Origin of the sequence: Enterobacter sichuanensis, assembly GCF_009036245.1 — a bacterium.
Lineage (GTDB): Bacteria > Pseudomonadota > Gammaproteobacteria > Enterobacterales > Enterobacteriaceae > Enterobacter > Enterobacter sichuanensis.
Genome location: NZ_CP027986.1, coordinates 2271906 through 2297815 on the forward strand (window position 1 = coordinate 2271906; position 25910 = coordinate 2297815).

Annotated in this window: 26 protein-coding genes; 20 read left to right on the forward strand and 6 right to left on the reverse strand. The window is 57.2% G+C overall.

All coding sequences use genetic code 11. The features are described from left to right. Positions 1-145: 145 nt before the first annotated feature. The 7 genes from C1N69_RS10965 to zinT all read left to right on the forward strand — a co-directional run bounded on the left by C1N69_RS10965 (position 146) and on the right by zinT (position 7593). Positions 146-1249 (forward strand): cobalamin-independent methionine synthase II family protein, encoded by a 1104-nt coding sequence (locus tag C1N69_RS10965; protein WP_047958572.1) that lies wholly within the window; start codon positions 146-148, stop codon positions 1247-1249. 202 nt (positions 1250-1451) lie between these two features. After that, complete coding sequence (gene urtA / locus C1N69_RS10970; RefSeq protein WP_155031171.1) at positions 1452-2723, forward strand: urea ABC transporter substrate-binding protein; 1272 nt, start codon at positions 1452-1454, stop codon at positions 2721-2723. Between the two features lie 23 nt (positions 2724-2746). Next, positions 2747-4321 (forward strand): urea ABC transporter permease subunit UrtB, encoded by a 1575-nt coding sequence (gene urtB / locus C1N69_RS10975; RefSeq protein ID WP_104556810.1) that lies wholly within the window; start codon positions 2747-2749, stop codon positions 4319-4321. Then, positions 4321-5394 carry an urea ABC transporter permease subunit UrtC gene (gene urtC / locus C1N69_RS10980; RefSeq protein WP_155031172.1) on the forward strand — a complete coding sequence of 358 codons (1074 nt, stop codon included), beginning with the start codon at positions 4321-4323 and terminating at the stop codon, positions 5392-5394. Before urtB ends, urtC begins: the two co-directional genes overlap by 1 nt. Next, positions 5394-6191 carry an urea ABC transporter ATP-binding protein UrtD gene (urtD, locus tag C1N69_RS10985; RefSeq protein WP_047958576.1) on the forward strand — a complete coding sequence of 266 codons (798 nt, stop codon included), beginning with the start codon at positions 5394-5396 and terminating at the stop codon, positions 6189-6191. Before urtC ends, urtD begins: the two co-directional genes overlap by 1 nt. A gap of 9 nt (positions 6192-6200) precedes the next feature. Further along, positions 6201-6899: an urea ABC transporter ATP-binding subunit UrtE gene (urtE, locus tag C1N69_RS10990; RefSeq protein WP_155031173.1), complete on the forward strand. Its 699-nt coding sequence runs from the start codon at positions 6201-6203 to the stop codon at positions 6897-6899. A 52-nt stretch (positions 6900-6951) separates the two neighbouring features. Next, on the forward strand, positions 6952-7593 hold the full coding sequence (gene zinT, locus C1N69_RS10995) for a metal-binding protein ZinT (protein ID WP_155031922.1): 642 nt from the start codon (positions 6952-6954) through the stop codon (positions 7591-7593). A 55-nt stretch (positions 7594-7648) separates the two neighbouring features. Here zinT and ydeE read toward each other — a convergent pair whose 3' ends face one another. After that, complete coding sequence (gene ydeE, locus C1N69_RS11000) at positions 7649-8842, reverse strand: efflux MFS transporter YdeE (RefSeq protein ID WP_045284378.1); 1194 nt, start codon at positions 8840-8842, stop codon at positions 7649-7651. A gap of 193 nt (positions 8843-9035) precedes the next feature. Between ydeE and eamA the strand changes: the two genes are divergently transcribed. Further along, complete coding sequence (gene eamA / locus C1N69_RS11005; protein ID WP_047958579.1) at positions 9036-9935, forward strand: O-acetylserine/cysteine exporter; 900 nt, start codon at positions 9036-9038, stop codon at positions 9933-9935. A 38-nt stretch (positions 9936-9973) separates the two neighbouring features. Here eamA and marB read toward each other — a convergent pair whose 3' ends face one another. From marB to marR, 3 genes are read right to left on the reverse strand one after another with little or no spacing between them, the layout of a single operon-like run. Then, entirely contained in the window at positions 9974-10192 is a 219-nt protein-coding gene (gene marB, locus C1N69_RS11010; protein WP_025756417.1) for a multiple antibiotic resistance protein MarB, read from the reverse strand. A 33-nt stretch (positions 10193-10225) separates the two neighbouring features. Continuing rightward, positions 10226-10606 carry an MDR efflux pump AcrAB transcriptional activator MarA gene (gene marA, locus C1N69_RS11015; RefSeq protein WP_008502237.1) on the reverse strand — a complete coding sequence of 127 codons (381 nt, stop codon included), beginning with the start codon at positions 10604-10606 and terminating at the stop codon, positions 10226-10228. Between the two features lie 21 nt (positions 10607-10627). Further along, positions 10628-11062: a multiple antibiotic resistance transcriptional regulator MarR gene (gene marR, locus C1N69_RS11020; protein ID WP_025756418.1), complete on the reverse strand. Its 435-nt coding sequence runs from the start codon at positions 11060-11062 to the stop codon at positions 10628-10630. A 255-nt stretch (positions 11063-11317) separates the two neighbouring features. Between marR and C1N69_RS11025 the strand changes: the two genes are divergently transcribed. After that, complete coding sequence (locus C1N69_RS11025; protein ID WP_045284381.1) at positions 11318-11983, forward strand: MarC family NAAT transporter; 666 nt, start codon at positions 11318-11320, stop codon at positions 11981-11983. A 46-nt stretch (positions 11984-12029) separates the two neighbouring features. Here the strand turns inward: C1N69_RS11025 and C1N69_RS11030 are convergent, their stop codons facing one another. Beyond that, positions 12030-13226, reverse strand: coding sequence for a sugar transporter (locus C1N69_RS11030; protein ID WP_059386556.1), 1197 nt, complete (start codon positions 13224-13226; stop codon positions 12030-12032). A gap of 177 nt (positions 13227-13403) precedes the next feature. Here C1N69_RS11030 and C1N69_RS11035 point away from each other — a divergent pair, with 177 nt between their 5' ends. From C1N69_RS11035 to C1N69_RS11045, 3 genes are all read left to right on the forward strand, one after another. Next, a complete protein-coding gene (locus tag C1N69_RS11035) occupies positions 13404-14192 on the forward strand; it encodes a PhzF family phenazine biosynthesis protein (RefSeq protein ID WP_095440683.1) in 789 nt (262 codons plus the stop codon). 27 nt (positions 14193-14219) lie between these two features. Further along, positions 14220-15011: a PhzF family phenazine biosynthesis protein gene (locus C1N69_RS11040; protein ID WP_047958583.1), complete on the forward strand. Its 792-nt coding sequence runs from the start codon at positions 14220-14222 to the stop codon at positions 15009-15011. Positions 15012-15106: 95 nt separating this feature from the next. Beyond that, a complete protein-coding gene (locus tag C1N69_RS11045) occupies positions 15107-15589 on the forward strand; it encodes a GNAT family N-acetyltransferase (protein ID WP_047958584.1) in 483 nt (160 codons plus the stop codon). On the opposite strand, the gene ptrR is transcribed toward C1N69_RS11045, so the two are convergent. Continuing rightward, a complete protein-coding gene (gene ptrR / locus C1N69_RS11050) occupies positions 15543-16421 on the reverse strand; it encodes a putrescine utilization regulator PtrR (RefSeq protein ID WP_025756424.1) in 879 nt (292 codons plus the stop codon). The genes C1N69_RS11045 and ptrR overlap by 47 nt on opposite strands. 98 nt (positions 16422-16519) lie before the next feature. Here ptrR and sad point away from each other — a divergent pair, with 98 nt between their 5' ends. The 8 genes from sad to C1N69_RS11090 all read left to right on the forward strand — a co-directional run bounded on the left by sad (position 16520) and on the right by C1N69_RS11090 (position 25761). Further along, complete coding sequence (gene sad, locus C1N69_RS11055) at positions 16520-17908, forward strand: succinate-semialdehyde dehydrogenase (protein ID WP_155031174.1); 1389 nt, start codon at positions 16520-16522, stop codon at positions 17906-17908. Between the two features lie 106 nt (positions 17909-18014). Next, positions 18015-19604 (forward strand): methyl-accepting chemotaxis protein, encoded by a 1590-nt coding sequence (locus C1N69_RS11060; RefSeq protein ID WP_155031175.1) that lies wholly within the window; start codon positions 18015-18017, stop codon positions 19602-19604. A 62-nt stretch (positions 19605-19666) separates the two neighbouring features. Beyond that, entirely contained in the window at positions 19667-20593 is a 927-nt protein-coding gene (glsB, locus tag C1N69_RS11065) for a glutaminase B (RefSeq protein ID WP_047958587.1), read from the forward strand. After that, a complete protein-coding gene (locus tag C1N69_RS11070; protein ID WP_045284389.1) occupies positions 20593-20955 on the forward strand; it encodes a DUF4186 domain-containing protein in 363 nt (120 codons plus the stop codon). Before glsB ends, C1N69_RS11070 begins: the two co-directional genes overlap by 1 nt. A gap of 107 nt (positions 20956-21062) precedes the next feature. Next, positions 21063-22517, forward strand: coding sequence for a GGDEF domain-containing protein (locus C1N69_RS11075; RefSeq protein WP_155031176.1), 1455 nt, complete (start codon positions 21063-21065; stop codon positions 22515-22517). 100 nt (positions 22518-22617) lie between these two features. Continuing rightward, positions 22618-23583, forward strand: coding sequence for a sensor domain-containing diguanylate cyclase (locus C1N69_RS11080; protein WP_155031177.1), 966 nt, complete (start codon positions 22618-22620; stop codon positions 23581-23583). An 81-nt stretch (positions 23584-23664) separates the two neighbouring features. Beyond that, positions 23665-24192 (forward strand): GNAT family N-acetyltransferase, encoded by a 528-nt coding sequence (locus C1N69_RS11085; RefSeq protein ID WP_025756430.1) that lies wholly within the window; start codon positions 23665-23667, stop codon positions 24190-24192. Between the two features lie 117 nt (positions 24193-24309). Next, positions 24310-25761 carry a tagaturonate reductase gene (locus C1N69_RS11090; protein WP_155031178.1) on the forward strand — a complete coding sequence of 484 codons (1452 nt, stop codon included), beginning with the start codon at positions 24310-24312 and terminating at the stop codon, positions 25759-25761. Positions 25762-25910: the final 149 nt, after the last annotated feature.

Here is a 25910-nt window from a genome sequence, read left to right on the forward strand (position 1 = left end):
TTTCATCACCCGTGAAATTTTCTCGTTTGCCGGGATAAAGCAGGTATGACATCTTTTTTGGACATTTAGACATCCAGAAGTCTAAAACTTCAAAAGATGAATTATTACTGCGGGCAATTATCACCGGCAGACTGAGGAGATTTCCATGCAACGACACCACGCCCCGTTCCGCGCCGATGTAGTCGGCAGCTTTTTACGCCCGGATGCCATCAAACAGGCTCGCCAGAAATTTGCCAGCGGCGAAATTGACGCCGGGCAGCTTCGCGCCATTGAAAACGACGCTATCCGCCATGTCGTTGAGCAGCAGTGTGCGTGTGGGCTGAATGTGGTCACCGACGGTGAGTTTCGCCGCGCCTGGTGGCACTTTGATTTCTTCGACGGTCTGCAGGGCGTAGAGCGTTACGATGCGCAGCAGGGCATTCAGTTTAACGGCGTGCAAACTAAAGCTCACGGCGTGCGCGTTACCGGCAAGCTGGGCTTTGGCGAGCATCCGATGCTGGAGGACTTTCGTTATCTGAAAAGCATCAGCGGGAGCGCCGAGCCGAAAATGACCATTCCGAGCCCGAGCGTGTTGCATTTCCGCGGCGGTCGTAAAGACATAGACGCCACGGTGTATCCGGACCTGAACGTCTATTTCGACGATCTGGCGACCACCTGGCGCGACGCCATTCGGGCCTTCTATGACGCGGGCTGCCGTTACCTGCAGCTGGATGACACCGTCTGGGCCTATCTCTGCTCGGATGACCAGCGTCGTCAGATCCGCGAGCGCGGTGATGATCCCGACGAACTGGCGCGTATCTATGCCCGCGTGCTGAACAAGGCCCTGGAGGGCAAACCGGACGATTTGACCATAGGGCTGCATGTCTGCCGCGGTAACTTCCGCTCAACCTGGATTTCCGAAGGCGGCTATGAGCCGGTGGCGGAAGTGCTGTTCGGGACGGTTAACGTTGACGCGTTCTTCCTGGAATATGATAACGACCGCAGCGGGGATTTCGCGCCGCTGCGCTTTGTTCGCCCGGGCAAGCAGCAGGTGGTGCTGGGGCTTATCACCACCAAAAACGGCGAGCTGGAAAACCCGGAAGGGGTGAAGGCGCGTCTGGAAGAAGCGGCGAAATACGTGGCGAAAGAGCAAATTTGCCTCAGCCCGCAGTGTGGCTTTGCTTCTACCGAAGAGGGTAACAGCCTGAGCGAAACCCAGCAGTGGGACAAAATCCGCCTGGTGACGCAGATCGCCAGTGAAGTCTGGTAAACCCGCTTTTTCAGCGCTGCATTATTAAAGTGCAGCGCTGTGCCATTCTGAGACGTTCTCTTTACATCCTGCGCTTCAGCCCCTGCATTCACGCTTTCTCCATTCTGGCATCTTTTTTGCTCCTGCTTCGCTGAGACATTTATTTCCGCGTCCACGCCGTAACGGACGTCTTCGCACAGCGTTCTTTTTCAGGAGTGAAAATATGCACCGTCGTACTTTATTAAAAGCCTTTGCATTGTCTGCGTCTGTCGTTGCTATGGGAATGAGTTTTGGCGTGCAGGCGGCCGATACCATCAAAGTGGGGATCATGCATTCCCTCTCCGGCACGATGGCCATCTCCGAAACCCCGCTGAAAGATGTCGCCCTGATGACCATCGATGAGATCAACGCGAAAGGCGGCGTGCTGGGTAAGAAACTGGAGCCGGTGGTGGTGGATCCGGCCTCAAACTGGCCGCTGTTTGCCGAGAAAGCGCGCCAGTTGTTAAGTCAGGATAAGGTGGCGGTGGTGTTCGGCTGCTGGACGTCGGTCTCGCGAAAGTCCGTTCTGCCCGTCTTTGAAGAGCTGAACGGTTTGCTGTTCTATCCGGTGCAATATGAAGGCGAGGAGATGTCACCGAACGTCTTCTATACCGGCGCGGCGCCGAACCAGCAGGCTATCCCGGCGGTGGAATACCTGATGAGTGAAGACGGCGGCGCGGCGAAGCGCTTCTTCCTGCTGGGCACGGACTACGTCTACCCGCGCACCACCAACAAGATCCTGCGCGCGTTCCTGCATTCCAAAGGGGTGGAGGATAAAGACATCGAAGAGGTTTACACCCCGTTTGGTCATAGCGACTACCAGACCATTGTCGCCAACATTAAGAAATTCTCTGCCGGCGGCAAAACTGCCGTGGTCTCGACCATCAACGGCGACTCCAACGTTCCGTTCTACAAAGAGCTGGCGAACCAGGGGCTGAAAGCGACCGACGTGCCGGTCGTGGCGTTCTCCGTGGGAGAAGAAGAGCTGCGCGGCATTGACACCAAACCGCTGGTGGGCAACCTGGCGGCGTGGAACTACTTTGAATCCGTTGATAATCCAACCAACCAGGCCTTCGTGGCGGACTATAAAGCCTATGCCAAAGCGCACAAGCTGCCGAACGCCGATACCGTGGTGACCAACGACCCGATGGAAGCCACTTACGTGGGCATCCATATGTGGGCGCAGGCGGTGGAGAAAGCGGGCACCACCGATGTGGATAAAGTGCGTGTGGCGATGGCCGGTCAGTCCTTTAAGGCGCCGTCTGGCTTTACGCTCACGATGGATGCCACCAACCATCACCTGCACAAGCCGGTCATGATCGGCGAAATCGAAGGCAACGGTCAGTTTAACGTGGTGTGGCAGACGGAACAGCCGGTACGTGCCCAGCCGTGGAGCCCGTTCATCGCCGGGAATGACAAAAAGCCCGATCAGCCGATGAAAACCGCCAGCAACTAAGCCATTCCCGCAGGGAGAGAGCCATGAACTTCATACGCACGATCGTCGCGCTTGTATGGCTTACCGGACTGCTGCCAGGGATGGTGCAGGCATCGGATGCCGATCGTTTTGTTGCTGCCAGCCGCAGCCAGCAGGCGGAACTGCTGACGCAGTGGGCCGCCTCGCCGGAGGCGGCAAGGTTGCCGCTGCTGCAGGCGCTGCAACAGGAAAACCTCTTTGTTGATACGCAAAAGCACGCCTTTGCACAACGCAATGGCGACATCATCCCGCTGGGCGAAAGCCAGGCAGCAGCGGGGCCAACCAAAGCCGTTCGTCTGACGAACCGGCTGCGGGTGCTCGCTGCGACGGCCATCGCCACCCATCAGCTTGTGAGTGACAGTGTCACCGAAAGGCGCGCAGCGGCGCGCCAGCTCCAGCGCGATGCCCAGCCAGGCATGCTCGCCTTTCTGGAAAAACGGTTGACGGATGAAACGGACGCGGTGGCGCGTCAGGCGCTGTTGCTGGCGGTGGCGAATCTCCAGCTGACAAGCCCGCAGGCTGAGGTCCGCCGCACGGCAGTCGAACGGCTCGGGCAGTCCGACGATCCGGACGTGGCGTCCAGGCTGACTCCGTTTACCCAGACACAGACCGAGCCTGACGCCGGGGTTCGCGCAGCCGCGCAGGAGAGCCTTCGCCAGATCCAGCACCGTCTGATGTGGGGCGATCTGCTGGGCCAGGCGTTTATGGGCTTGTCGCTGGGGTCGGTGCTGCTGCTGGCGGCGCTGGGGCTCGCCATCACCTACGGCCTGCTGGGCGTGATTAATATGGCCCACGGCGAGATGCTGATGCTGGGCGCGTATGCCACGTGGATGGTGCAACAGGCGATGGCAGGACTGGCGCCTCAGTGGCTGGCGCTCTATCCCGTCATCGCGCTGCCGGTCGCCTTCTGCCTGACGGCGGGCATCGGGATGGTGCTGGAGCGTACCGTGATCCGTCATTTGTACGGTCGTCCGCTGGAAACGCTGCTGGCGACGTGGGGGATCAGCCTGATGCTAATCCAGCTGGTGCGCATGACGTTCGGTGCGCAGAACCTGGAGGTGGCTAACCCGGCATGGCTTTCCGGCGGGGTGCAGGTTTTTGCCAACCTGACCCTGCCGTGGAACCGCATTGTGGTGCTGGGCTTCGTGCTGCTGGTGCTGTTCTTCACCTGGCTCATTCTGAATAAAACCCGTCTGGGGCTGAACGTGCGGGCGGTGACGCAAAACCGCAGCATGGCCGCCTGCTGCGGGGTGCCAACGGGGCGCGTCGACATGCTGGCGTTCGGGCTGGGCTCAGGCATTGCCGGTCTGGGCGGCGTGGCGTTATCCCAGCTTGGGAACGTCGGGCCGGAGCTCGGTCAGGGGTACATTATCGACTCGTTCCTCGTGGTCGTTCTCGGTGGCGTAGGCCAACTGGCAGGCAGCGTGGCTGCGGCGTTTGGTCTGGGGATCTTTAATAAAATCCTTGAACCGCAGATGGGGGCGGTGCTGGGTAAAATTTTGATTCTGGTGGCGATCGTGCTGTTTATTCAGAAACGCCCTCAGGGACTGTTTGCGCTGAAAGGGAGAGTGATTGACTGATGAGCCAGCCGCTGACCTTAACGCTGGCGCGCAAAGCGCCACGCACAACGCAGATTGCCGGCAGCCTGCTGGTGATGTGCCTGCTGATACTGCCGTTTTTCGCCTTACTGCCTGCGACGCATCCGCTGGCGCTGTCAACCTGGATGCTGACGCTGACTGGCAAGATCCTCTGCTATGCCATTGTGGCGGTGGCGCTGGATCTGGTGTGGGGCTACGCCGGTATGTTGTCCCTGGGGCATGGCATTTTCTTCGCCCTGGGCGGCTACGCGATGGGCATGTACCTGATGCGCCAGGCGGCGGGGGACGATTTGCCGGCGTTTATGTCTTTTCTCTCCTGGAGCGAACTGCCCTGGTTCTGGTGGGGGACCCAGCATTTTGCCTGGGCGCTGGTGCTGATTGTGATGGTCCCGGGGCTGCTGGCGCTGGTGTTTGGCTGGTTTGCCTTCCGCTCCAGGATCAAAGGGGTCTATTTCTCGATCATGACCCAGGCGCTGACCTATGCCGGGATGCTGCTGTTCTTTCGCAACGAAACCGGTTTTGGCGGTAATAACGGCTTTACCGGCTTCACCACGCTGCTGGGGTTTGCGGTAACGGAGACGACCACGCGTATTGCGCTGTTTCTGGCCACCGTGCTGTTGCTGCTCCTGGCGCTGGGCATCGGGTTTGCGCTGGCGAAGAGCAAGTTTGGCCGCATTCTCACTGCCGTGCGCGACGCCGAAAACCGCCTGACGTTTTGCGGATACGATCCGCGCGGGTTCAAGCTGCTGGTGTGGACGCTCTCCGCGGTGCTGTGCGGGCTGGCCGGCGCGCTGTATGTCCCGCAGGTGGGCATTATTAACCCCGGCGAAATGTCTCCGACGAACTCGATAGAAGCCGCCATCTGGGTCGCGCTTGGTGGGCGCGGCACGCTGGTGGGGCCGGTCATTGGCGCGGCGCTGGTCAACGGGGCGAAGAGCCTCTTCACCGTCGCGATGCCGGAATACTGGCAGCTGTTTCTGGGATTGATTTTTATCGCCGTCACGCTGTTTTTGCCGCGCGGCGTCTACGGCCTGTTTCGTAAGGGAGAGAAATAATGCAGCCAGCCGAAGGGTTATTCACCCGCCAGTTGCCCGGCGATCGTTACCGCGAACAGACCGACCCGGTACTGCAGCTTGAATCCATCAACGTCAGTTTTGATGGTTTTCAGGCGCTGACCGATCTCTCGCTGAATATCGGCGTAGGCGAACTGCGCTGCGTGATTGGCCCCAACGGGGCCGGTAAAACCACGCTGATGGACGTCATCACCGGCAAGACGCGACCGAAAAGCGGGCGCGCTATTTACGATCAGTCGATCGATCTTACCACGCTGGAGCCTGCGGCGATTGCCCGCCAGGGAATAGGCCGAAAATTCCAGAAACCCACGGTCTTTGAAGCGCTGACGGTGTGGGAAAACCTGGAGATCGCCATGAAAACCGACAAATCCGTCTGGGCCAGCCTGCGGGCAACGCTCAACGGCGAGCAGCGCGATCGCATTGATGAGATGCTGGCTTTATTGCGGCTCAGCAACGAGCGGGACCGCCGGGCCGGACTGCTTTCCCACGGACAAAAACAGTTCCTGGAGATTGGTATGCTGCTGGTGCAGGACCCGCATCTGTTGCTGCTTGACGAGCCCGCCGCCGGAATGACCGATGCGGAAACGGAGTATACCGCGGAGTTGTTCAGGACGCTGGCGGGCAAGCACTCCCTGATGGTGGTGGAGCACGACATGGGCTTTGTGGAAACCATCGCTGACCACGTAACGGTGCTGCATCAGGGGCGCGTGCTGGCGGAAGGTTCGCTTCGTGAGGTGCAGGCCAACGAGCAGGTGATTGAGGTCTATCTGGGACGTTAAGGAGAGGGAATGTTACAGGTCAACGAACTGAATCAGTATTACGGCGGCAGCCATATCCTGCGCGGCGTGAGCTTTGAGGCGGTCACCGGGGAAGTTACCTGCCTGCTGGGGCGCAACGGTGTAGGGAAAACCACGCTGCTGAAGTGCCTGATGGGGCTGATCCCGGCGAAAACCGGGGAGGTCATCTGGCAGGGGAAAACGATCACCCACAGCAAGCCGCACCAGCGGGTGCAGTCGGGCGTGGCGTACGTCCCCCAGGGCCGGGAGATTTTTCCGCGTCTGACCGTGGAGGAGAATCTGCTGCTGGGGCTGTCGCGCTTTCCCGTCCGCGAGGCGAAGCAGGTGCCGGAGGAGATCTGGCAGCTGTTCCCGGTACTCAAAGAGATGAAACACCGGCGCGGGGGCGATCTCTCCGGTGGTCAACAGCAGCAGTTGGCGATTGGTCGCGCGCTGGCGAGCCGTCCGCAGCTGCTGATCCTCGATGAACCCACCGAAGGCATACAACCTTCGGTGATTAAGGAGATTGGCCAGGTGATCCGCCAGCTGGCAGACAGAGGGGATATGGCGATCCTGCTGGTTGAGCAGTTTTATGACTTTGCCGCCGACCTGGCGGACAGCTACCTGCTGATGTCACGCGGCACCATCATTCAGCGTGGACGGGGTGAAAACATGGAGCAGGAGGGCGTTCGCGGGCTGGTTGCGATCTGAAATGTTATATTATAACATTCTCACTCTGATAAAACGGAATGAGGGTGTTATGTTGGCTGCACATATTGGGAAATTTGCCATGACGCTGGGGGCGCTGCTGGTTAGCGGCCAGCTGTTTGCCCACTCGCACGGTCACGCGATGAGCGAAGCGGAACAGAAGGCGGCGAATGGCGTCTTTGAGGACAACGATGTTAAGGACAGAAAACTGTCCGACTGGGACGGCACTTGGCAGTCCGTCTATCCGTTCCTGCTGGATGGCTCGTTGGATCCGGTCTTCAGGAAGAAAGCGCAGCAGGATAAAAGCAAAACCTTTGATGAGGTGAAAGCCTACTACCGCACGGGGTATGCAACCGATGTGGATGCCATCGGCATCGAAAATAACGTGATGGAATTCCATAAAGGCAAAACGGTCAGCAGCTGTCGTTATGACTACAGCGGCTACAAAATTTTGACCTACGCGTCCGGCAAAAAGGGCGTTCGCTATCTGTTTGAGTGTCAGGACGCCAGCAGCAAGGCGCCGAAGTTTGTGCAGTTCAGCGACCACACCATCGCGCCGAAGGCCTCTTCACACTTTCACATTTTCATGGGCAACACTTCCCACGAGGCGCTGCTGAAGGAGATGGAAAACTGGCCGACCTATTATCCGAAAGAGATGTACAAACAGCAGGTGGTGGAGGAGATGTTGCACCACTAGGCCGTTGATTTTGCTTTTGCCGGGTGGCGGCTTCGCCTTACCCGGCCTATATTCACTACGCCGCTTTGGGTGACTCGCACCATGCCTTGACGCTCATCCCACGTAAAATCATCAGCCACGCCACAATAATCGCGGCCATCATTATCACAAACAACGACCAGTGCGGCAGATTCGTCAGGATAATACCGGTGATCATCGGGTTGGCCGCCGCGCCGAGCCAGCCGAGCGCCTGGGCGGAGAAGTAGCTGGCTTTCATCCCCGGCGGGGCGATATTGTCGATCAACATGTATTCACCCGGCGCATAGATAATCTCACCCAGCGTAAAGATGGCGGCAGCAATGCCCCAGTAAATCAGGTTTTCCCCGGAGAGCATAAAGCCAGCCAGACCGACGATAAAAAACAGTGTGGCGGCGGTCATCAACGGACGAATATTGCTGGCTGAGATCTTGCGACCGAGTGCGTACTGCAGCGTCACCACCACGGCGGCGTTGACGGGCAGCACCACCGCGACCACCTTTTCGGCGAAATCACTGTCCGCATGTGCGGCCAGAACATACTGCGAAATGCAGCTCGCGAACGATCCGCCGACGTATGACGCGAGCAGGCCGGAGAGCGTGTACCAGAACAGCGCGCGGTCTTTCAGCAGGACCGACGGCTGCCACGCCGTCTGCTCTTCGGCGGTGTCTAACGCCACGCTTTTTTGCACAAAGAAATGGATAAACCCCAGCGGCAGCGCGGCGCAGAAAGCGGCCAGCCAGAACGGCAGCTGCAGGCTATACATGACCAGCAGGGTGCCAATGGGCGGCCCGATCGTCCAGCCAATATTCAGGAAACTGTAGTTCAGGGAAAAAACGCGGGCTTTTTCACTGGAGGTCAGCACGTCGGAGAACCAGGCTTTCAGCACCGTCGAAAAGACCGAATAGGCGCAGTTGATCAGCGCAAAGAACAGCACCACCAGCGTGACGTTATTCACCAGCGGGATCGCCACAAAGCCGGCGATAAACGCCACGATAGCGATCAGCATGTAACGTTTTTTATCAAACTTATCGGCCAGAATGCCAAACCCCAGGCTGAACACCACGCCAATGGTCAGCGCCACGGTCAGGGCGTAACCAATATTCTCGACGCTCATGCTATAGACGCGCGTGAGATAAATGGTCATAAACGGCAGCGTTGCCCCACGACCAATGGTTAATAACAATGACGATGCCAGCAGCGCTGCGGTTGAGCGCCGGAGAGATGGTTTCATATTCCTGCCCGACAAATGCTTATGCTTTTTATGTTGTGTCCTGAAAGAAGTATCACGACATAAGGGCCTTGTATAGCACCCTATTTATCCGTAAGTGCTTCGCCTGACTGCCAGAATTAATGATCTTCTCGTGGCACGCTTTTTTCTGTTACCTTGAACTGTTAACAAATTATTAATAATTCAGGGGCAGGGTATGACGCGTAAAGACGGACTGCTGGCGTTGCTGGTGGTCATCGTATGGGGACTCAATTTTGTGGTCATCAAGCTGGGCTTGCACAACATGCCGCCGCTGATGCTGGCCGGTTTGCGTTTTATGCTGGTGGCGTTCCCGGCGCTGCTGTTTGTCGCCCGTCCCAGGATCCCCTTTAAACTGCTGCTGGGCTACGGCCTGACCATCAGTTTTGGCCAGTTTGCGTTTCTGTTCTGCGCCATCAAATTTGGTATGCCTGCCGGACTTGCTTCGCTGGTGTTACAGGCGCAGGCGTTCTTTACCATCATTCTGGGGGCGTTTGTGTTTGGCGAGCGTCTGCAGGGTAAACAGCTGGCGGGCATTACGCTGGCGGTGTTTGGCGTGCTGGTGCTGATTGAGGCCAGCCTGAATGGTCAGCACGTGGCGCTGCTCGGCTTTATGCTGACGCTGGCCGCGGGCCTGAGCTGGGCCTGCGGGAATATTTTCAACAAACTGATCATGCAGCATGAGGCGCGTCCGCAGGTGATGTCTCTGGTCGTGTGGAGTGCACTGATCCCGGTGGTACCGTTTATGGTCGCGTCCCTGATATTCGATGGCCCGGCAGTGATGCTGACGAGCCTGGTTGAAATCGACCTCACCACCATTTTGTCGCTGGTCTATCTGGCGTTTGTCGCCACGATTATCGGGTACGGTATCTGGGGATCGCTGCTCGGGCGATACGAAACCTGGCGCGTGGCGCCGTTGTCGCTGCTGGTGCCGGTCGTTGGGCTGGCCAGTGCCGCTATTTTACTGGACGAAAAACTGAGCGCCCTGCAACTGCTTGGCGCGGTGCTGATCATGGCCGGGCTGTATATCAACGTGTTTGGCCTGCGCGTGCGCCGGACGGCGCGGGTGCGGGGATAAGAAAGAAAAAAGCCCCGCATCGGCGGGGCAAAAACGAATCAGAGGCGGTGCTGATTATAGTAAGGCACGCCTAATTCGTCGGATTTGTCGCTACCAGCACCCATATGGTTGAAATCATAAGGCGACTGGTCATGTGCTGACGGCAAAATCATCGTATCAGGATTATTTTGCTGCGTTGCACGAGGGGTTTGCTCCGCGAAGGTCTGGCTGGAGAAGAGCACCAGCAAGGCGAGGGCGGCGGAGGCGGTAACGTTCATGATTTCCTCGGTTACGTCTGTTACAGGCGATGATTAACTACAGTGTTTTAACGGATACAGGTATCGGGATTCACCGGGTACGCTGGTGATGCGGTACTTATGAGGCGGCACGTCAAAATAGTTCTTGAACGTACGCGTCAGGGTTTGTTGCGATTCAAATCCGTAACGCTCCGCCAGATAAAGGATCGGCTCATTGCTTTCTTTCAGCTTCTGGGCAATTTCCGTCAGCTTGCGGCTGCGAATATATTGACCTAATGAATGGCCGGTCTCTTTTTTGAACATCCGTTGCAGGTGCCATTTGGAGTAACCTGAACGCTCTGACACTTTTTCAAGGGAGAGCGGCGATTCCAGGTTGTCCTCGATCCAGTCCAAAATGCTATGAATGGTGATAGCGTCAGTATTGCGTCTGGACATCGTCATACCTCTTTTTTCTGATTACGGCAGAATTTTCTTGAGCAGAAGCTCAAGCGTTGCCACTTCATCTGCCGTTAGGTTTTTTGTTAGTTCCTGATGCAGTGTTTGTCCTACTAATTGATGACATTGCTCGCACATGGCCGCGCCATCGCTGGTCAGCTTTACCAGTACGCCGCGTTTGTCATTCGGGTTAGGGCTTCGTTCTACCCATCCTTTGCAGACGAGACGATCGAGCATGCGGGTGAGCGCACCCAGATCGACAGAGAGCACCTTTTTCAGCTCAACCGGTGTGATACACACTTCGCAGCGAATGGAACACAGCACTTTGAACTGTGTCGCGGTGATATCCAGCGGTGACAGATAGTCGTTGAGCAGGCGATCTTTCTTCTGATTTACCATATGAATAAGACGACCCAGCGGAACAACGTCGTTAAAGATATCACTGGTGCTTTTCACAATGGTTGCCCTGGCAAGTAGTTAGTCACGGCAGATATTATTGCTCAGGCAAGTATAAGTCAACTGAATGAGTCAGCCGATGCCACGAATTGCTAAAACGTTTCATGAACTTTTTTTGTGGTCTTTCAAATCAGATAGATAACTGAGGATTATCATTTCAGACAGGAAATAATCGTCACGCTGCAACGATGGCTGAATGTCATATTTTCACCCTATAATTGCGGTGTTAACTAAGGATAAGGACAACAACACACTATGCTGGATTTACTTAAAGCAATCAGCCTTGGGCTGGTGGTCTTGCTGCCGTTGGCGAACCCGTTAACGACGGTGGCGCTTTTCCTCGGACTGGCAGGGAACATGAATAGCGCCGAGCGCAATCATCAGTCGTTGATGGCCTCTGTGTATGTTTTCGCCATCATGATGGTGGCGTATTACGCCGGTCAGCTGGTGATGAACACCTTCGGGATTTCCATTCCCGGCCTGCGTATTGCCGGGGGGCTGATTGTCGCCTTTATCGGTTTCCGCATGCTGTTCCCGGCGCAAAAAGCCCATGAGTCACCGGAAGCGGCCAGCAAATCTGAAGAGCTGGAAACCGAACCGAGTGCGAATATCGCCTTCGTGCCGATTGCCATGCCGAGCACGGCGGGGCCGGGGACCATCGCGATGATTATCAGCTCCGCGTCGACGGTGCGTGACAGTTCAACCTTCCCGGACTGGGTGCTGACGGTGGCGCCACCGCTGATTTTTGCGATTATTGGGGCGATCGTGTGGATCTCTCTGCGCAGCTCCGGCGCGATTATGCGCTGGGTAGGCAAGGGCGGTATCGAGGCGATCTCCCGTCTGATGGGCTTCTTGCTGGTCTGTATGGGCGTGCAGTTTATTATTAACGGCGTGCTGGAGATTATTAAGACTTACCATTAAGTGCATTGCCGGGTGGCGGCTTCGCCTTACCCGGCACAAACACCCTTCACCCGTGCTGCCCCTGTTCTTCCAGCGCCACCGGCCACTTACGGAAAATCAGCACCGACCAGACAAGCGCCACCAGGGCCGGAATAGCACCCAGATAGCCAATCGCCGACATCGAGACGTGCAGGATGACCTGATTTCCCACCAGCGCGCCCGCGCCAATCCCCAGATTGAAGATCCCCGAAAACAGCGACATGGCGACATCCGTCGCGTCCGGCGCCAGAGCCAGCACCTTCACCTGCATGCCCAGACCAATAATCATGATCGCCACGCCCCAGAACAGGCTCAGGATCGCCAGCTGGATCTCACTGCCCGCGGCGGGCATCAGCAACAGCAGGCAGGCCAGCAGCAGGCCGATGGCGCTGCTCACCAGTGTGGAGGCATGTCGGTTACCCAGCTTACCGAACAGCACGCTGCCGATAATGCCCGCGCCGCCGAGGATCAACAGTAAAACAGTGGCAAAGTTGGCACTAAAGCCCGCTACCACCTGCACAAAGGGCTCGATGTAGCTGTAGGCCGTGTAGTGGGCGGTGACCACAATGACGGTGAGCAGATAAATACTCAGAAGTGCCGGACGACGCATCAGCAGCGGCAGGCTTTTCAGCGAGCCGGAATGTTCGCTGGGTAGCGCGGGCAGCAGTTTTATCAGGCATACCAGCGTTATCAGCGCACCCATGCCGATGGCGAAGAAGGTGGTACGCCAGCCGAAGTACTGCCCGACGATGCGGCCAATCGGCAGGCCGAGCACCATCGCCAGCGCGGTACCGGTGGCTATCAGGCTCAGCGCCTGAGCACGTTTACCCGCCGGCGCCAGGCGAATTGCCAGCGACGCGGTGATCGACCAGAACACCGCATGGGCAAAGGCAATGCCGATGCGACTGATGACCAGTACCGTAAAATTCCACGCCATAAACGACAGCACATGACTGGCAATGAACAGCACGAACAGGCCGATCAGCAGCCTGCGCCGCTCGATCTGGCTGGTCAGCAGCATAAACGGCAGGGACATCAGCGCCACCACCCAGGCGTAGATGGTCAACATAATGCCCACCTGCGCGGTTTCCATCTGGAAACTTTCAGCGATGTCAGACAGCAGCCCAACAGGCACGAATTCGGTGGTGTTAAAAATAAACGCGGCAATGGCCAGCGTGACCACGCGTAGCCACGCAACCCTGCGGGAAACTGTGTTCGTTGTCATAGGGATGTCGGAGATTCGTTGCTGAAAAGAAGAGGAGACGATCTTAAAACGTCAAAAGGCGAAAACTCAACCATTATGTGATGCAGATCTCAATATTTACCTTATGAAAGCGGTAGCCGCAAGCGTGCTTTTCATTGAATATAAAAGAACAACACAATAAAAACAGGCGGTAAGACAATGCAGGAGATTGATTTTTATCTGGTCGATGCGTTCAGCGAGACCTCGTTTGGCGGTAACCCGGCCGCCGTTTGCCCGCTCAGGGAATGGTTGCCCGATGAAACCTTGCTGAAAATGGCGCAGCAGCACAATCAGTCTGAGACGGCCTTTTTTGTCTGCAGCAAAGGGGGTATTGAGCTGCGCTGGTTTACCACGCTTACCGAAGTCAATCTCTGCGGTCACGCTACGCTTGCGGCGGCGCACGTTCTGTTTACCGAGCTGGACTACCCTGATTCACGGATCCACTTCGATACCGCCTCCGGTCGCCTGACGGTCAGCCGGGAGGGCGACTGGCTGACGCTGGACTTCCCGGCATGCCCAACCCATGAAGAGACACCGCCGCCGGAGATGCTCTCGGCGCTGGGTATTACTCACTATGTTGAAGCCCGTAAAGGACGAGCCTGGCTTATCGTGCTGGACAATCGCCAGCAGGTCGAAGCGCTCATGCCAGATTTTTCGGCGATGACGCCAGGTGAGCATAAGGTGAGTGTGACGGCGCGTGGGGAAGGGGAATATGATTTTGTCAGCCGCTTTTTCTCCCCGGGCGTCTCCGTCCCGGAAGACCCGGTCACCGGCTCCGCCCACACCATGCTGATCCCTTACTGGAGCGAAAAGCGGGGTAAAACCAGACTGTTTGCCCGTCAGGTTTCAGCCCGGGGCGGTGATGTGCGCTGTGAGCTGAAAGGCTCCCGCGTGCTGATGGGCGGTCAGGCCACGCTTTATCTGAAAGGCACAGTTTTTCTGCGCTAAATAGCCATAACTAGAGAGGAAGAGACAATGCAGGAAATTGATTTTTATCTGGTGGATGCCTTCAGCGATAAAACCTTTGGCGGTAACGCCGCAGCGGTATGTCCTCTGGAAGAGTGGCTTCCGGACGAGACGCTGCTCAAAATGGCGCAGCAGCACAACCAGTCTGAGACCGCCTTTTTCGTGCGCACCGACGGCGGGTTTGAGCTGCGATGGTTCACCACGCTGGATGAAATTAACCTGTGCGGACACGCAACGCTTGCCGCCTCACACGTTATTTTCGAATACCTGGATTATCCGCATACCGAAATCACCTTCACCACGCGCTTTGTCGGCGAGCTGACCGTCAAGCGCAGCGGCGACTGGCTGACGCTGAACTTCCCGGCGTGGTCGACTGAGGTTGTGGAGAACCCACCTGCGGCGCTGTTTAGCGCCCTGGGCATTACAGCGGCGAAAGAGGTGCGCGTCGGACGCGATTACATGGTGGTGCTGGAGAGCCAGCAGCAGGTAGAAGCGTTAACACCGGATATTGGCGCGCTGCTTCCGCTGGATAAAATGGTTTGCGTGACGGCACCGGGAGACCAGTATGACTTTGTCAGCCGCTTCTTCTGTCCGGGGGAAGGTGTGCCTGAAGATCCGGTGACCGGATCCGCCCACAGCATGCTGATCCCGTACTGGAGCGAAAAGCTGGGCAAAACCACACTCAACGCCCGCCAGGTGTCATACCGTGGCGGGGATCTGCGTTGCGAACTGAAGGGCGACCGGGTGTTGATTGGCGGTCAGGCGACCCTGTATCTGAAAGGACGTATCTTTTTACGCTAACAGCGTGACGCGATAAGTAAATACTATGAAGCCCCCTGGCAGGCCTGCGCTATGTTGAAAGGCTATATTGAAAGAACAATAGCAAGGAGCCTGCCATGTATTCCATTACCTCTGAATCTGCACATCACCCGGATATCCTCACACTGATTGCTGCGCTTGACCGCTATCAGAGCGAACTCTATCCCGCCGAAAGTAATCATCTGCTCGACCTGTCTGCGCTTGCGGAAGACTCGCTTATCCTGATGATCATCCGCGACCCGCAGCTGAAGGCCGTCGGCTGCGGAGCCATCGTGCTCAACGGTGACGGCACGGGAGAGATGAAGCGGGTCTATATCGATCCGGCTCATCGCGGGCAACATCTCGGCGAAATGCTTCTGGCCGCTCTGGAAGATGAGGCCCTGAGCCGTCATTGCCATACGGTACGGCTGGAGACGGGCATCAAACAGCACGCCGCGGTGCGTCTTTATGAACAGTGCGGATACGAAATGCGCCCGGCGTTTGCCCCGTACGTTGACGATCCGCTCAGCCTGTTTATGGAGAAGGCGCTGGTTGCAGACGTTCGTTTAGCAGCGCTATAAAGGCTTCCAGCTGGCGGGTCATCGCCCCGCGTCGCCACACCAGCCAGGTGGTGAGCCAGCGCCAGTTCTCCGCCAGCGGCCAGGCTTCAATCTGATGATGCCCTGGCATACTCTCCAGCATCGAGCGCGGCATCAGCGCGATGCCCGCACCAGCAATCACGCAGGCGAGCATCCCGTGATAGGACTCCATCTCGTGAATACGGCCAGGGGTGGCTCTGTCTGCATGAAACCAGCTCTCCAGATGCCGACGGTACGAGCAGTTTGCGCGAAAGGCGTAAACATCGCTGCCGCTGACCTGCGCGGCGCGCGAGACTTCCGCCTGTCCGGCCGGCGTGACCAGCATCATCTCTTCCCGGTAGACCGGCATGCCCTCCAGCTCCGGGTGCGACAGGGGCCCGTCAACAAAGGCGGCGCTTAAGGTTCCCTCCAGCACGCCATCAATCATGGTTCCGGATGGCCCGGTAGAGAGGGCAAACTGGATACGCGGGTAGCGCTGGTTAAACTGCGCCAGCGTCTCCGGAATGCGCACCGCGGCAGTACTCTCCAGCGCGCCGAGGGCAAATAGCCCCTGCGGCTCATCACCCGCCACGACCATCCGCGCTTCATCCACCAGCGCCAGGATCTGCTTGCTGTAGCGCAGGAAGTTATGACCGGCGGGGGATAACCGCAAACGCTGGTTCTCACGAATAAACAGCTCAACGCCGAGGTCGGCCTCCAGCTGACGGATGCGGGTGGTGAGATTAGACGGCACGCGATGCACCTTCTGCGCCGCCTGGGTGATACTGCCCGTCAGCGCGACGGCGTTAAACATTTCAAGCTGGGTTAAGTCCATGGCATTCTCGTTTCGTGAATAAGGTGGTTAGTATTATTCATTTTTAAGAAATAGCAGAGTGAGCCACAATCAATCAACCGAAATACGTGGAGAACACCATGACTTATTCATCTGCAACACATGCCTTCTCTGTTAACCCGGCCAACGGGGAAACCCTCGCCGCGTATCCGTGGGCGACGCCGGAAGAGGTTGACCACGCCATTTCTCAGTCAGACGCGGCATATCGCCAGTGGCGTCGTGAAAGCGTTGCCCACCGGGCGCAGAAGCTGCGCGATCTCGGTGCCGCGCTGCGAAACCGCGCGGAAGAGATGGCGCAGACAATCTCCCGTGAGATGGGCAAACCCATCCTGCAGGCGCGGGCGGAAGTCACAAAATCCGCTGCGCTCTGCGACTGGTATGCCGAACATGGCCCGGCGATGCTGCGCGCGGAACCCACGCTGGTGGAAAATGATAATGCGGTTATCGAATATCGTCCTCTGGGGCCGATCCTCGCGGTGATGCCGTGGAACTTCCCCCTCTGGCAGGTGCTGCGCGGTGCTGTGCCGATCCTGCTGGCAGGTAACAGTTATCTGCTCAAACACGCGCCAAACGTGCTCGGCTCGGCCAGACTGATTGCGCAGATAGCGGCCGAGGCCGGTATTCCGGCAGGCGTTTTTGGCTGGGTGAATGCCACCAATGAGGGCGTCAGCCAGGCGATTAACGACAGTCGTATTGCTGCGGTGACCGTCACCGGCAGCGTGCGTGCCGGTGCGGCGATTGGCGCCCAGGCCGGAGCTGCGCTGAAAAAATGTGTGCTTGAACTGGGCGGCTCTGACCCGTTCATTGTTCTTAACGATGCCGACCTCGATCTTGCCGTGAAAGCGGCGGTAGCGGGGCGCTACCAGAATACCGGACAGGTGTGCGCCGCGGCGAAGCGTTTTATCGTCGAGGAGGGTATCGCAGAGACCTTTACCCAACGTTTTGTCGAGGCTGTTGCTGCACTGAAGCTGGGCGCACCGCATGAAGAAGAGAACTATATTGGCCCGATGGCGCGTTATGACCTGCGGGATGAACTGCATCAACAGGTGCAGGCCACGCTGGCCGAAGGGGCAACGCTGCTGCTGGGCGGAGAGAAAATCAGCGGTGAGGGTAATTACTACGCACCGACCGTACTCGGCAATGTGACGCCTGAGATGACGGCTTTCCGTCAGGAGTTGTTTGGTCCGGTCGCAGCCATTAGTGTCGCGAAAGACGCGGAGCATGCCCTGATGCTTGCCAACAACAGCGACTTTGGTCTGTCTGCCACCGTCTTTACCGCTGACGCAGCGCTTGCGGATAAATTCTCGCGCGAGCTGGAGTGTGGCGGCGTGTTTATCAACGGCTTTAGCGCCAGCGATGCACGCGTGGCCTTCGGTGGCGTGAAGAAAAGTGGCTTTGGCCGCGAGCTCTCCCACTTTGGGTTGCACGAGTTCTGCAACGTGCAGACGGTGTGGAAGGATCGCGTGTAATTTTTCGGCCCTCATCACGAGGGCCGTTGTCATTTCTCTGCAATGGTTCTGTCATTTTCATCTCGTAGACTCGCTCGCGTCTAACGTATTGTTAATGAAGAAAATTATGAACCTAACGCAAATTTTCCGCCGTATTGCGCAGCGTCTCATCCCTCGTCAGTTTGGCCTGCTGACGGGTATCTTTTGCATCATTGGCCTTTTCTCTGCGCTGCAGCTCTCCTCGTCACTTCTGCTTAACGCCTCCCTGAACGAAGCCCAGCGCAACGAGCAGCGCAATCTGCTGGCCTGGCAGCAGCAAAGCAAGCTGGATCTGGCTCGCGTCTCTCTGCTGGCCGCAAGCGACCTGCTTAACCGCTCCGGGGTCTGGTTTATGCAGGATAAAGAGACCGGCTCCGACGGTAGCTGGCACAGCCTGATGGATGAGGCGCAAAAGGCGCTGACGGTTTCGCAGCAGGCATGGAAAGCCTGGCTGGCGCTGAATCCGCCGAAAGACGACGCCCTGGTGAACAGCTATCAGCTCTTCTACGGCGCGATCCAGGAGCAGGCTGACGGTCTGCTTAAAACCAACACCATCGATGCCTTTTTTGCGGTACCGGCTCAGGCTTTTCAGAGTGACTTTAATGACAACTATGCCCGGTATCAGCAGGCAAGCGAGAGGCAGGCCGTACAGGGCCGACAGACCTTAATGGCGCAGCTCTCCGGGCTGCAAACGTTGTTCCTGTTTGCACCGGTACTGTTACTGGCCATCGCCGTTGCCGTCTGGTTTGGCATGGCCAGATGGGTTATTACGCCGCTGCGCCGGCTTATTGCACATATCAACCAGCTGGCGGCGGGGGACCTCTGTGGCACGCCGCCGGATGTCAGGTGCTTTAACCGGGAAGTCTGGCAGCTGAGCGACAGCATTGCCACGATGCAGCACGGTCTGCAGCAGCTGGTGACGCAGGTTAGCGATGCCACAGCCACCATGGTGGAGAATATTGACGCCCTGGCGCAGGGTAACCAGAAGCTGTATCAGCAGTCGGCACGTCAGGCGAAAGAGCTTGAGGATGTTACGGCGCATATCGCGGCGCTGGAAAGCCACGTGGAAGGGAATACCGGCTATGCCCGGCTCGCCAGCTCGCGGGCGGATGAGGCGCGTCAGGCGGCGGAGGGCGGTGACCAGATGATGTCGACGGTAAATGCGTCTATGCAGGCGATCGTCGACCGATCCTCAGAGATGCGCGGGATCGTGGCGATGATCGACAGCGTGGCGTTTCAGACGAACATCCTGGCGCTGAACGCCGCCATCGAGGCTGCCCATGCCGGAAACCAGGGGCGAGGTTTTGCCGTCGTCGCACGGGAGGTTGGGCTGCTGGCCAGAAAGAGCAGCCACTCGACGCAGACCATTCAGGAACTGATCAACCGTTCTTTGCAGGGCATTGAAGACGGTTCCCGCGCCGTTAACCTGATGGAAGAGAATCTGCAGCAGGTCACCGGTCTGGTGGGGAATTTAAGCAGTTTGCTGAATGAGATCTCCACCGCCACGCTCAGCCAGGGAGAAAGTATTCATCAGATGACGCGTCAGCTTCAGGCACTGAATCACGTCTCCCGTCAGACAGATATTCTGGTCTCGGACGCCTCGGAGGCCTCGGAACGTCTGCAAAAGCAATCTGACCTTTTATTGCAGGCCGTTTCGCGTTTTCGTCTTGGTGCCTGACGCAATACATAAGCCTCTGTTATACTCGCAGCCCGTTTTAGCCTGAGGGCAAGGAGCAAAGAGTGGCTGCGGTCATCCATAATGAGATGCTGGACGAGATTCTGGCGCAGGTTCGTCCGTTATTGGGAAAGGGGAAGGTTGCCGACTATATTCCGGCCCTTGCCTCGGTCAGCGGGAATAAGCTGGGAATTGCTATCTGTACCATTGACGGACAGCGATACCAGGCCGGTGATGCGACTGAGCGTTTTTCCATTCAGTCTATTTCTAAGGTGCTGAGTCTGGTGGCGGCGATGCGCCAGTATGAGGAAGACGAGATCTGGCAGCGCGTGGGCAAAGACCCCTCCGGCCAGCCGTTTAACTCACTGCTTCAGCTCGAACTCGAACAGGGTAAGCCGCGCAACCCCTTTATCAACGCCGGGGCGCTGGTGGTCTGCGATATGCTGCAAAGCCGCCTCAGCGCACCGCGCCAGCGCATGCTTGAGATTGTTCGTCAGCTTTCAGGCGTTGAAGACATTGCCTACGATACGGTGGTGGCGCGCTCGGAGTTTGAGCACTCTGCCCGTAACGCGGCCATCGCGTGGCTGATGAAATCCTTCGGTAATTTTCATAACGATGTGGCCACCGTACTGCAAAACTACTTCCATTACTGCGCCCTGAAGATGAGCTGTGTTGAACTGGCTCAGACGTTCCTGTTCCTGGCGCACGAGGGGCACGCACCGCATCTCGATCAGGAGGTGGTCTCGCCCCTTCAGGCGCGTCAGGTTAACGCCCTGATGGCAACCAGCGGGATGTATCAAAACGCCGGTGAGTTTGCCTGGCGTGTCGGCCTTCCGGCGAAATCGGGCGTTGGCGGCGGAGTCGTCGCGATTGTACCGCATGAAATGGCGATTGCGGTCTGGAGCCCGGAGCTGGATGAAACGGGGAATTCCCTTGCCGGTGTGGCGGTGCTGGAGAAGCTGACCCAGCGTCTGGGACGTTCCGTTTACTGATGTCTGACCTGGATCCTCTCTTTTCCCGCCTGGCGCGATCGACATTTCGCTCGCGCTTTCGCTTAGGCGAGAAAGAACGCCGCTACTGCTGGGACAAAGGCCCCGAAACCATTGACCAGCATGCCGCTGATTTTGTCGAAAAGCGGCTTGCGTCTGCACACCCCGCAAACGACGGCAAACAGACGCCCATGCGCGGTCACCCGGTGTTTATCGCCCAGCATGCCACGGCCACCTGCTGTCGGGGCTGTCTGGCTAAGTGGCACAACATTCCGTCGGGTGTTCCGCTGACGGCGCAACAGCAGCAATACATCGTCAGCGTGATCCACCACTGGCTGGTGCGCCAGATGAACGCCCAGATTTGACGAGTTATGATCCCGTTGTAATTGTGTTATAGATGCATCCTAAGTGAGCCCCGATCATGCTGACGACCGCAATAATTGCCATGCGTTATCATAGGGAATGATATTTAATGCGTTCTGCTCTTACCGCTTTCAGGCTGTTCCAGGTTGACACGCCGCTGCGAAATGCATCGACGATCTTTTTCCTCACCACCTTGTTCTATTTTGTGGGGGCGGAATTACGGCTGGTTGAAGCTTTGTCGCTGTTCTGGCCGCTGAATGGCGTCATGGCGGGGATCTTCGCCCGTTATGTGTACCTCAATCGCCTGCATTACTATGCGGTGTGCTATGTCGCCATGCTGCTGTACGACGCGGTGACCACCAACTGGGGCATGGCCTCGGTGGTGATCAACCTGTCAAATATGATCTTTATTGTCGTGGTTGCCGTGCTGATTCAGCGCGACAAGCGGTTAATGAAGAAAACCCCCGATCCGCTTAACGCGTTACGCCTGTTTAACTACTGTCTGGTTGCCGCGCTGCTTTGTGCGTTGCTCGGCGCGGTGGGGTCGGTCGGGATAGACAGTCATACCTTCTGGCCGCTTTTCGCCGACTGGTTCAGCGAGCAGTTCTCAACCGGCGTGCTGGTGGTGCCGTGTATGCTGACGGTAGGCATGCCCGTGCGTGAGTTCAGGTTCCGTCTGGAGCAGATTCTGCCGGTTATAGCGCTGATGATCTCGGTGGCCGCCTCGGTGGTGATTGGCGGGGCGGGAAGTCTCGCCTTTCCGCTGCCTGCGCTTATCTGGTGTGCGGTCCGTTACCCGTTGCCCGTGACCTGCCTGCTGACCTTTATCACCGGCGCCACGGAAATCATTCTGGTCGCGAATTCGGTGATCAATATTGCCGTGGCGACGCCATTTATCACCCCCATGATGTTCTCGGCCCGGCTGGGTATTGCCACGATGGCGATCTGTCCGGTGATGGTTTCCGTGAGCATGGCGGCCATTAATTCCCTGATCCGCCAGGTTTCACTGCGGGCGGATTATGACTTCTTAACCCATGTCTATTCGCGTTCCGGGCTTTATGAGGCGCTAAAACACGAAGAGACGCACCGCCATTCACGTTTTCTGACCGTGATGCTGCTGGATATTGATTACTTCAAAAGCATTAACGATAACTACGGCCATGAGTGTGGGGATCGCGTGCTGGCGTCGTTTGCCCGGCAGGTTCAGCAGGTGGTTGGCGAAGACGGGATGGTCGCGCGTATGGGGGGAGAAGAGTTCGCGGTGGTGGTTAATTCCGGCGACGCACAGCACGGCTATGCGCTGGCGGAACGGATCCGCGCTACCGTGGCCAGTCACCCTTTTACATGGCGGCAGCAAACGCTCTCTCTGACGGTCAGCATTGGCCTCGGAAGCGGAAAGGCTGAGGCATGGCAATTGACCGAGGTCTTCAACACGTTGATGGCCGAAGCGGACGAATATCTCTATCGTTCAAAAAAAGCGGGTCGAAATCGTACCAGCGCCCGGGTGGCGGACGCGGACGCGCAAATGGCTGCGACCGACGGGCATGAAACAGAGCTGCGTTAATCGTCATAAGGCATTGACGTGAATAGTAAGCGGCTTAAGAACACTGACAATGTCACTGTTTAAGCTACGCTTTGAGTAACGCTTTACGTCAGGAGACATTATGAAAGCACCTGCAACCCCTGAAAATGAAACAGACAGACTGAACTCCCTGCGTGAATCGGGTCTGCTGGAGATCGACAGTTCCCCGGCGTTTGACCGGCTCACGCGCCTGGCGAAGCGTTTCTTCCAGGTGCCGCTGGCGATGGTCAACCTCATTGATGAGCATTCGCTCATCGTGAAGTCGGCCGACGGGCAGGCACCCGACACCGTTCCGCGTAATATCTCGTTTTGTGGCCATACGATCCTGACTGAGGCCCCGCTGGTGGTGGGGGATATGCTCCAGGACGATCGTTTTGCGGATAATCCGCTGGTGGCCGGTGAACCTCGCGTACGTTTTTACGCGGGCTTCCCGCTGCGCTTGCGCGATGGTGCAAGCGTGGGCTCGCTGTGTCTGATTGATTACGCGCCCCGTGAGTTCTCCGCGGCCGATCTCGCCGTATTGGGCGATCTGAGCGCGCTGGCGGAAGATGAATTTGCCGCAATCAGCGCGGCGACCACGGATGAGTTAACCGGATTATTCAACCGTCGGGGCTTTAATCAGCTTGTCAGGTTTACCCTTTCCGTTGCAAGACGCCGGGCAGAGCCGTTGACGCTTGGCTGGCTGGATTTAGATCACTTTAAAGACATTAACGATCGCTATGGGCATGAAGAGGGAGATAAGGCGCTAAAAACCATGGCGCAGCTAATGCGTGCCTCTTTCCGTGAGGCGGATCTGCTGGTGCGTTTTGGTGGGGACGAATTCGCGGTGCTGTTCGCGGATACTGACGAGCAAGGCGCCTGGATTGCCATGCAGTATCTTGTTGAGCAGGTGGAAAACTATAACGCCCGCAAATTACACCCGTGGTCGCTGCAGTTCTCCTGGGGGCTGAGCGAGTTCGATCATAATGGTAATGACCTCCAGCAGTGGCTCAAGGACGCTGATGAAAAGATGTATGCCATGAAACAGCAGCGCCAGCGCTCGCGGTGACATCACAAAAACCTATGTTCGATCCGTTTGCGTTAAAAAGATGTTAAATGCAAAGTGGGGTATTCAACGTAAGGAACAACAATGAATACCTCACTGCAAATCAAAACCCTCTCCCGGGAAGCGATCCTCCTCCACCTTGATGCGCTGGCAGCGATCCTCGAAAACTGCGTCAACGGCGGAGCATCCGTCAGTTTTATGCTCCCTTTTAGCCTTGATAAGGCCCGCGCTTTCTGGCGCGGCATAGCAGAAAGCGCAGGGCGCAACGAGCGTCTCGTGCTTGCCTGTATCGACCCGCAGGACGGGGTCATTGGTACCGTTCAGCTCATCACCGACCAGCCTGAAAACCAGCCGCATCGTGGCGATGTGGCGAAGCTGCTGGTACATGAAAAAGCACGCCGCAAAGGGGCCGCGATGGCGCTTATGGAAGCGCTGGAAGTGGAGGCCCGGGCCAGAGACATATCGGTACTGGTGCTTGATACCTCCACCGGCAGTGGGGCAGAAACGTTCTATCAGCGTGCCGGCTGGCAAAAGGTTGGCGAGATCCCGCGTTATGCGCTGATGCCGGACGGCGCCATGACCGCCACCTCCGTGTTCTATAAGTTCTTATAATTATTTCACACAACCGCACCGCGGATTGATCAAAACAGGGTTTCTGGTTGTTAAGTTTTGATAAGTTATCGTACCAATCTTATCAGGCTGTATGACTAATTATAAAAGGAACCCAAGGTGAACACTCTCAACCGTCGTGATTTTCCCGGTGCTCTCTATCCAGAACGTATTATTCAGTTTGGTGAGGGCAATTTTCTGCGCGCCTTCATTGACTGGCAACTTGACCTGCTTAACGAACATACCGACCTCAACGCCGGCGTGGTCATTGTTCGTCCGATTCAGAGCGACTTCCCACCGTCATTGAATACGCAGGATGGGTTGTACACTACGATTATTCGTGGTCTGAATGAGCAGGGTGAGGCGGTGAGTGACGCCCGTCTTATCCGATCCGTTAACCGGGAAATCAGCGTCTATGACGACTATGACGCGTTCCTGAAACTGGCCCACAATCCCGATATGCGGTTTGTATTTTCAAACACCACCGAAGCCGGTATCAGCTACCACGCGGATGACAACTTTGACGATGCTCCGGCGGTGAGTTATCCGGCGAAGCTGACGCGGCTGCTGTTTGAGCGCTTCAGCCACTTCGACGGTGCGCCGGACAAAGGCTGGGTCATCATTCCGTGTGAGCTGATTGACTACAACGGGGAGGCGTTGCGCGAACTCGTCATGCGCTATGCGCAGGAGTGGGCACTGCCTGCCGGTTTTATTCAGTGGCTTAACGACGCCAACAGCTTCTGCTCAACGTTAGTTGACCGCATCGTGACCGGTTACCCACGCGATGAAGCGGCCGTGCTGGAAGCGGAACTGGGTTATCACGATGGGTTCCTGGACACGGCTGAACATTTCTATTTGTTTGTGATCCAGGGCCCGGCATCCCTTGCCCGCGAGCTTCGTCTGGATAAGTACCCGTTGAACGTGCTGATTGTCGACGACATCAAGCCCTATAAAGCGCGCAAGGTTGCCATTCTGAACGGGGCGCACACAGCGCTGGTCCCGGTCGCCTTCCTGGCCGGGCTGGATACGGTAGGCGAGGCGATGAACGATGCTGAGGTGTGCGCGTTTGTCGAAAAAGCGATTTATCAGGAAATCATCCCGGTGCTTGATCTGCCGCGTGACGAGCTGGAGTCTTTCGCCAGTGCGGTAACCGGGCGTTTTCGTAATCCTTACATCAGGCACCAGCTGCTCTCCATCGCGCTTAACGGCATGACTAAATACCGCACCCGCATCCTGCCGCAACTGCTGGCAGGGCAGAAGGCAACGGGGCAATTACCGGCACGCCTGACCTTTGCCTTAGCGGCGCTGATCGCGTTTTACCGCGCGGAGCGTAACGGGGAGGGCTATCCGGTGCAGGATGATGCCGCATGGCTGGCGCGTTTCCAGCTGCTTTGGGCGCAGCACGACGATCGGCAGTTGAGTACCCGTGCGCTGGTGCAGTCGGTGCTGAGCGTACACGAACACTGGGAACAGGACCTGACACAGGTAAGCGGGCTTGTCGACCAGGTGACGCTGGATCTGGATGCCATTCTGCTGAAGGGTATGCGCGCCGCCGTTAAACCGCTTTGCTAATGCATTCACCCGGCTTCGGCCGGGTTTAAGCACGACCTTTTTAGTTACAACATACTATTTACCCTTTCTTTAAAAGAACACATGCAGCACCGTGCGGTTTTCGCTAATCAGGGGAGAAAATGCAATGTCCCGTTAACAAGCTTGCAACG

Coding starts and splice junctions, on each gene's coding strand:
- C1N69_RS10965 (WP_047958572.1), top strand. CDS start 146: ATGCAACGACACCACGCCCCGTTCCGCGCCGATGTAGTCGGCAGCTTT.
- urtA (WP_155031171.1), top strand. CDS start 1,452: ATGCACCGTCGTACTTTATTAAAAGCCTTTGCATTGTCTGCGTCTGTC.
- urtB (WP_104556810.1), top strand. CDS start 2,747: ATGAACTTCATACGCACGATCGTCGCGCTTGTATGGCTTACCGGACTG.
- urtC (WP_155031172.1), top strand. CDS start 4,321: ATGAGCCAGCCGCTGACCTTAACGCTGGCGCGCAAAGCGCCACGCACA.
- urtD (WP_047958576.1), top strand. CDS start 5,394: ATGCAGCCAGCCGAAGGGTTATTCACCCGCCAGTTGCCCGGCGATCGT.
- urtE (WP_155031173.1), top strand. CDS start 6,201: ATGTTACAGGTCAACGAACTGAATCAGTATTACGGCGGCAGCCATATC.
- ydeE (WP_045284378.1), bottom strand. CDS start 8,842: ATGAAACCATCTCTCCGGCGCTCAACCGCAGCGCTGCTGGCATCGTCA.
- eamA (WP_047958579.1), top strand. CDS start 9,036: ATGACGCGTAAAGACGGACTGCTGGCGTTGCTGGTGGTCATCGTATGG.
- marB (WP_025756417.1), bottom strand. CDS start 10,192: ATGAACGTTACCGCCTCCGCCGCCCTCGCCTTGCTGGTGCTCTTCTCC.
- marA (WP_008502237.1), bottom strand. CDS start 10,606: ATGTCCAGACGCAATACTGACGCTATCACCATTCATAGCATTTTGGAC.
- C1N69_RS11025 (WP_045284381.1), top strand. CDS start 11,318: ATGCTGGATTTACTTAAAGCAATCAGCCTTGGGCTGGTGGTCTTGCTG.
- C1N69_RS11030 (WP_059386556.1), bottom strand. CDS start 13,226: ATGACAACGAACACAGTTTCCCGCAGGGTTGCGTGGCTACGCGTGGTC.
- C1N69_RS11035 (WP_095440683.1), top strand. CDS start 13,404: ATGCAGGAGATTGATTTTTATCTGGTCGATGCGTTCAGCGAGACCTCG.
- C1N69_RS11040 (WP_047958583.1), top strand. CDS start 14,220: ATGCAGGAAATTGATTTTTATCTGGTGGATGCCTTCAGCGATAAAACC.
- C1N69_RS11045 (WP_047958584.1), top strand. CDS start 15,107: ATGTATTCCATTACCTCTGAATCTGCACATCACCCGGATATCCTCACA.
- ptrR (WP_025756424.1), bottom strand. CDS start 16,421: ATGGACTTAACCCAGCTTGAAATGTTTAACGCCGTCGCGCTGACGGGC.
- sad (WP_155031174.1), top strand. CDS start 16,520: ATGACTTATTCATCTGCAACACATGCCTTCTCTGTTAACCCGGCCAAC.
- C1N69_RS11060 (WP_155031175.1), top strand. CDS start 18,015: ATGAACCTAACGCAAATTTTCCGCCGTATTGCGCAGCGTCTCATCCCT.
- C1N69_RS11070 (WP_045284389.1), top strand. CDS start 20,593: ATGTCTGACCTGGATCCTCTCTTTTCCCGCCTGGCGCGATCGACATTT.
- C1N69_RS11075 (WP_155031176.1), top strand. CDS start 21,063: ATGCGTTCTGCTCTTACCGCTTTCAGGCTGTTCCAGGTTGACACGCCG.
- C1N69_RS11080 (WP_155031177.1), top strand. CDS start 22,618: ATGAAAGCACCTGCAACCCCTGAAAATGAAACAGACAGACTGAACTCC.
- C1N69_RS11085 (WP_025756430.1), top strand. CDS start 23,665: ATGAATACCTCACTGCAAATCAAAACCCTCTCCCGGGAAGCGATCCTC.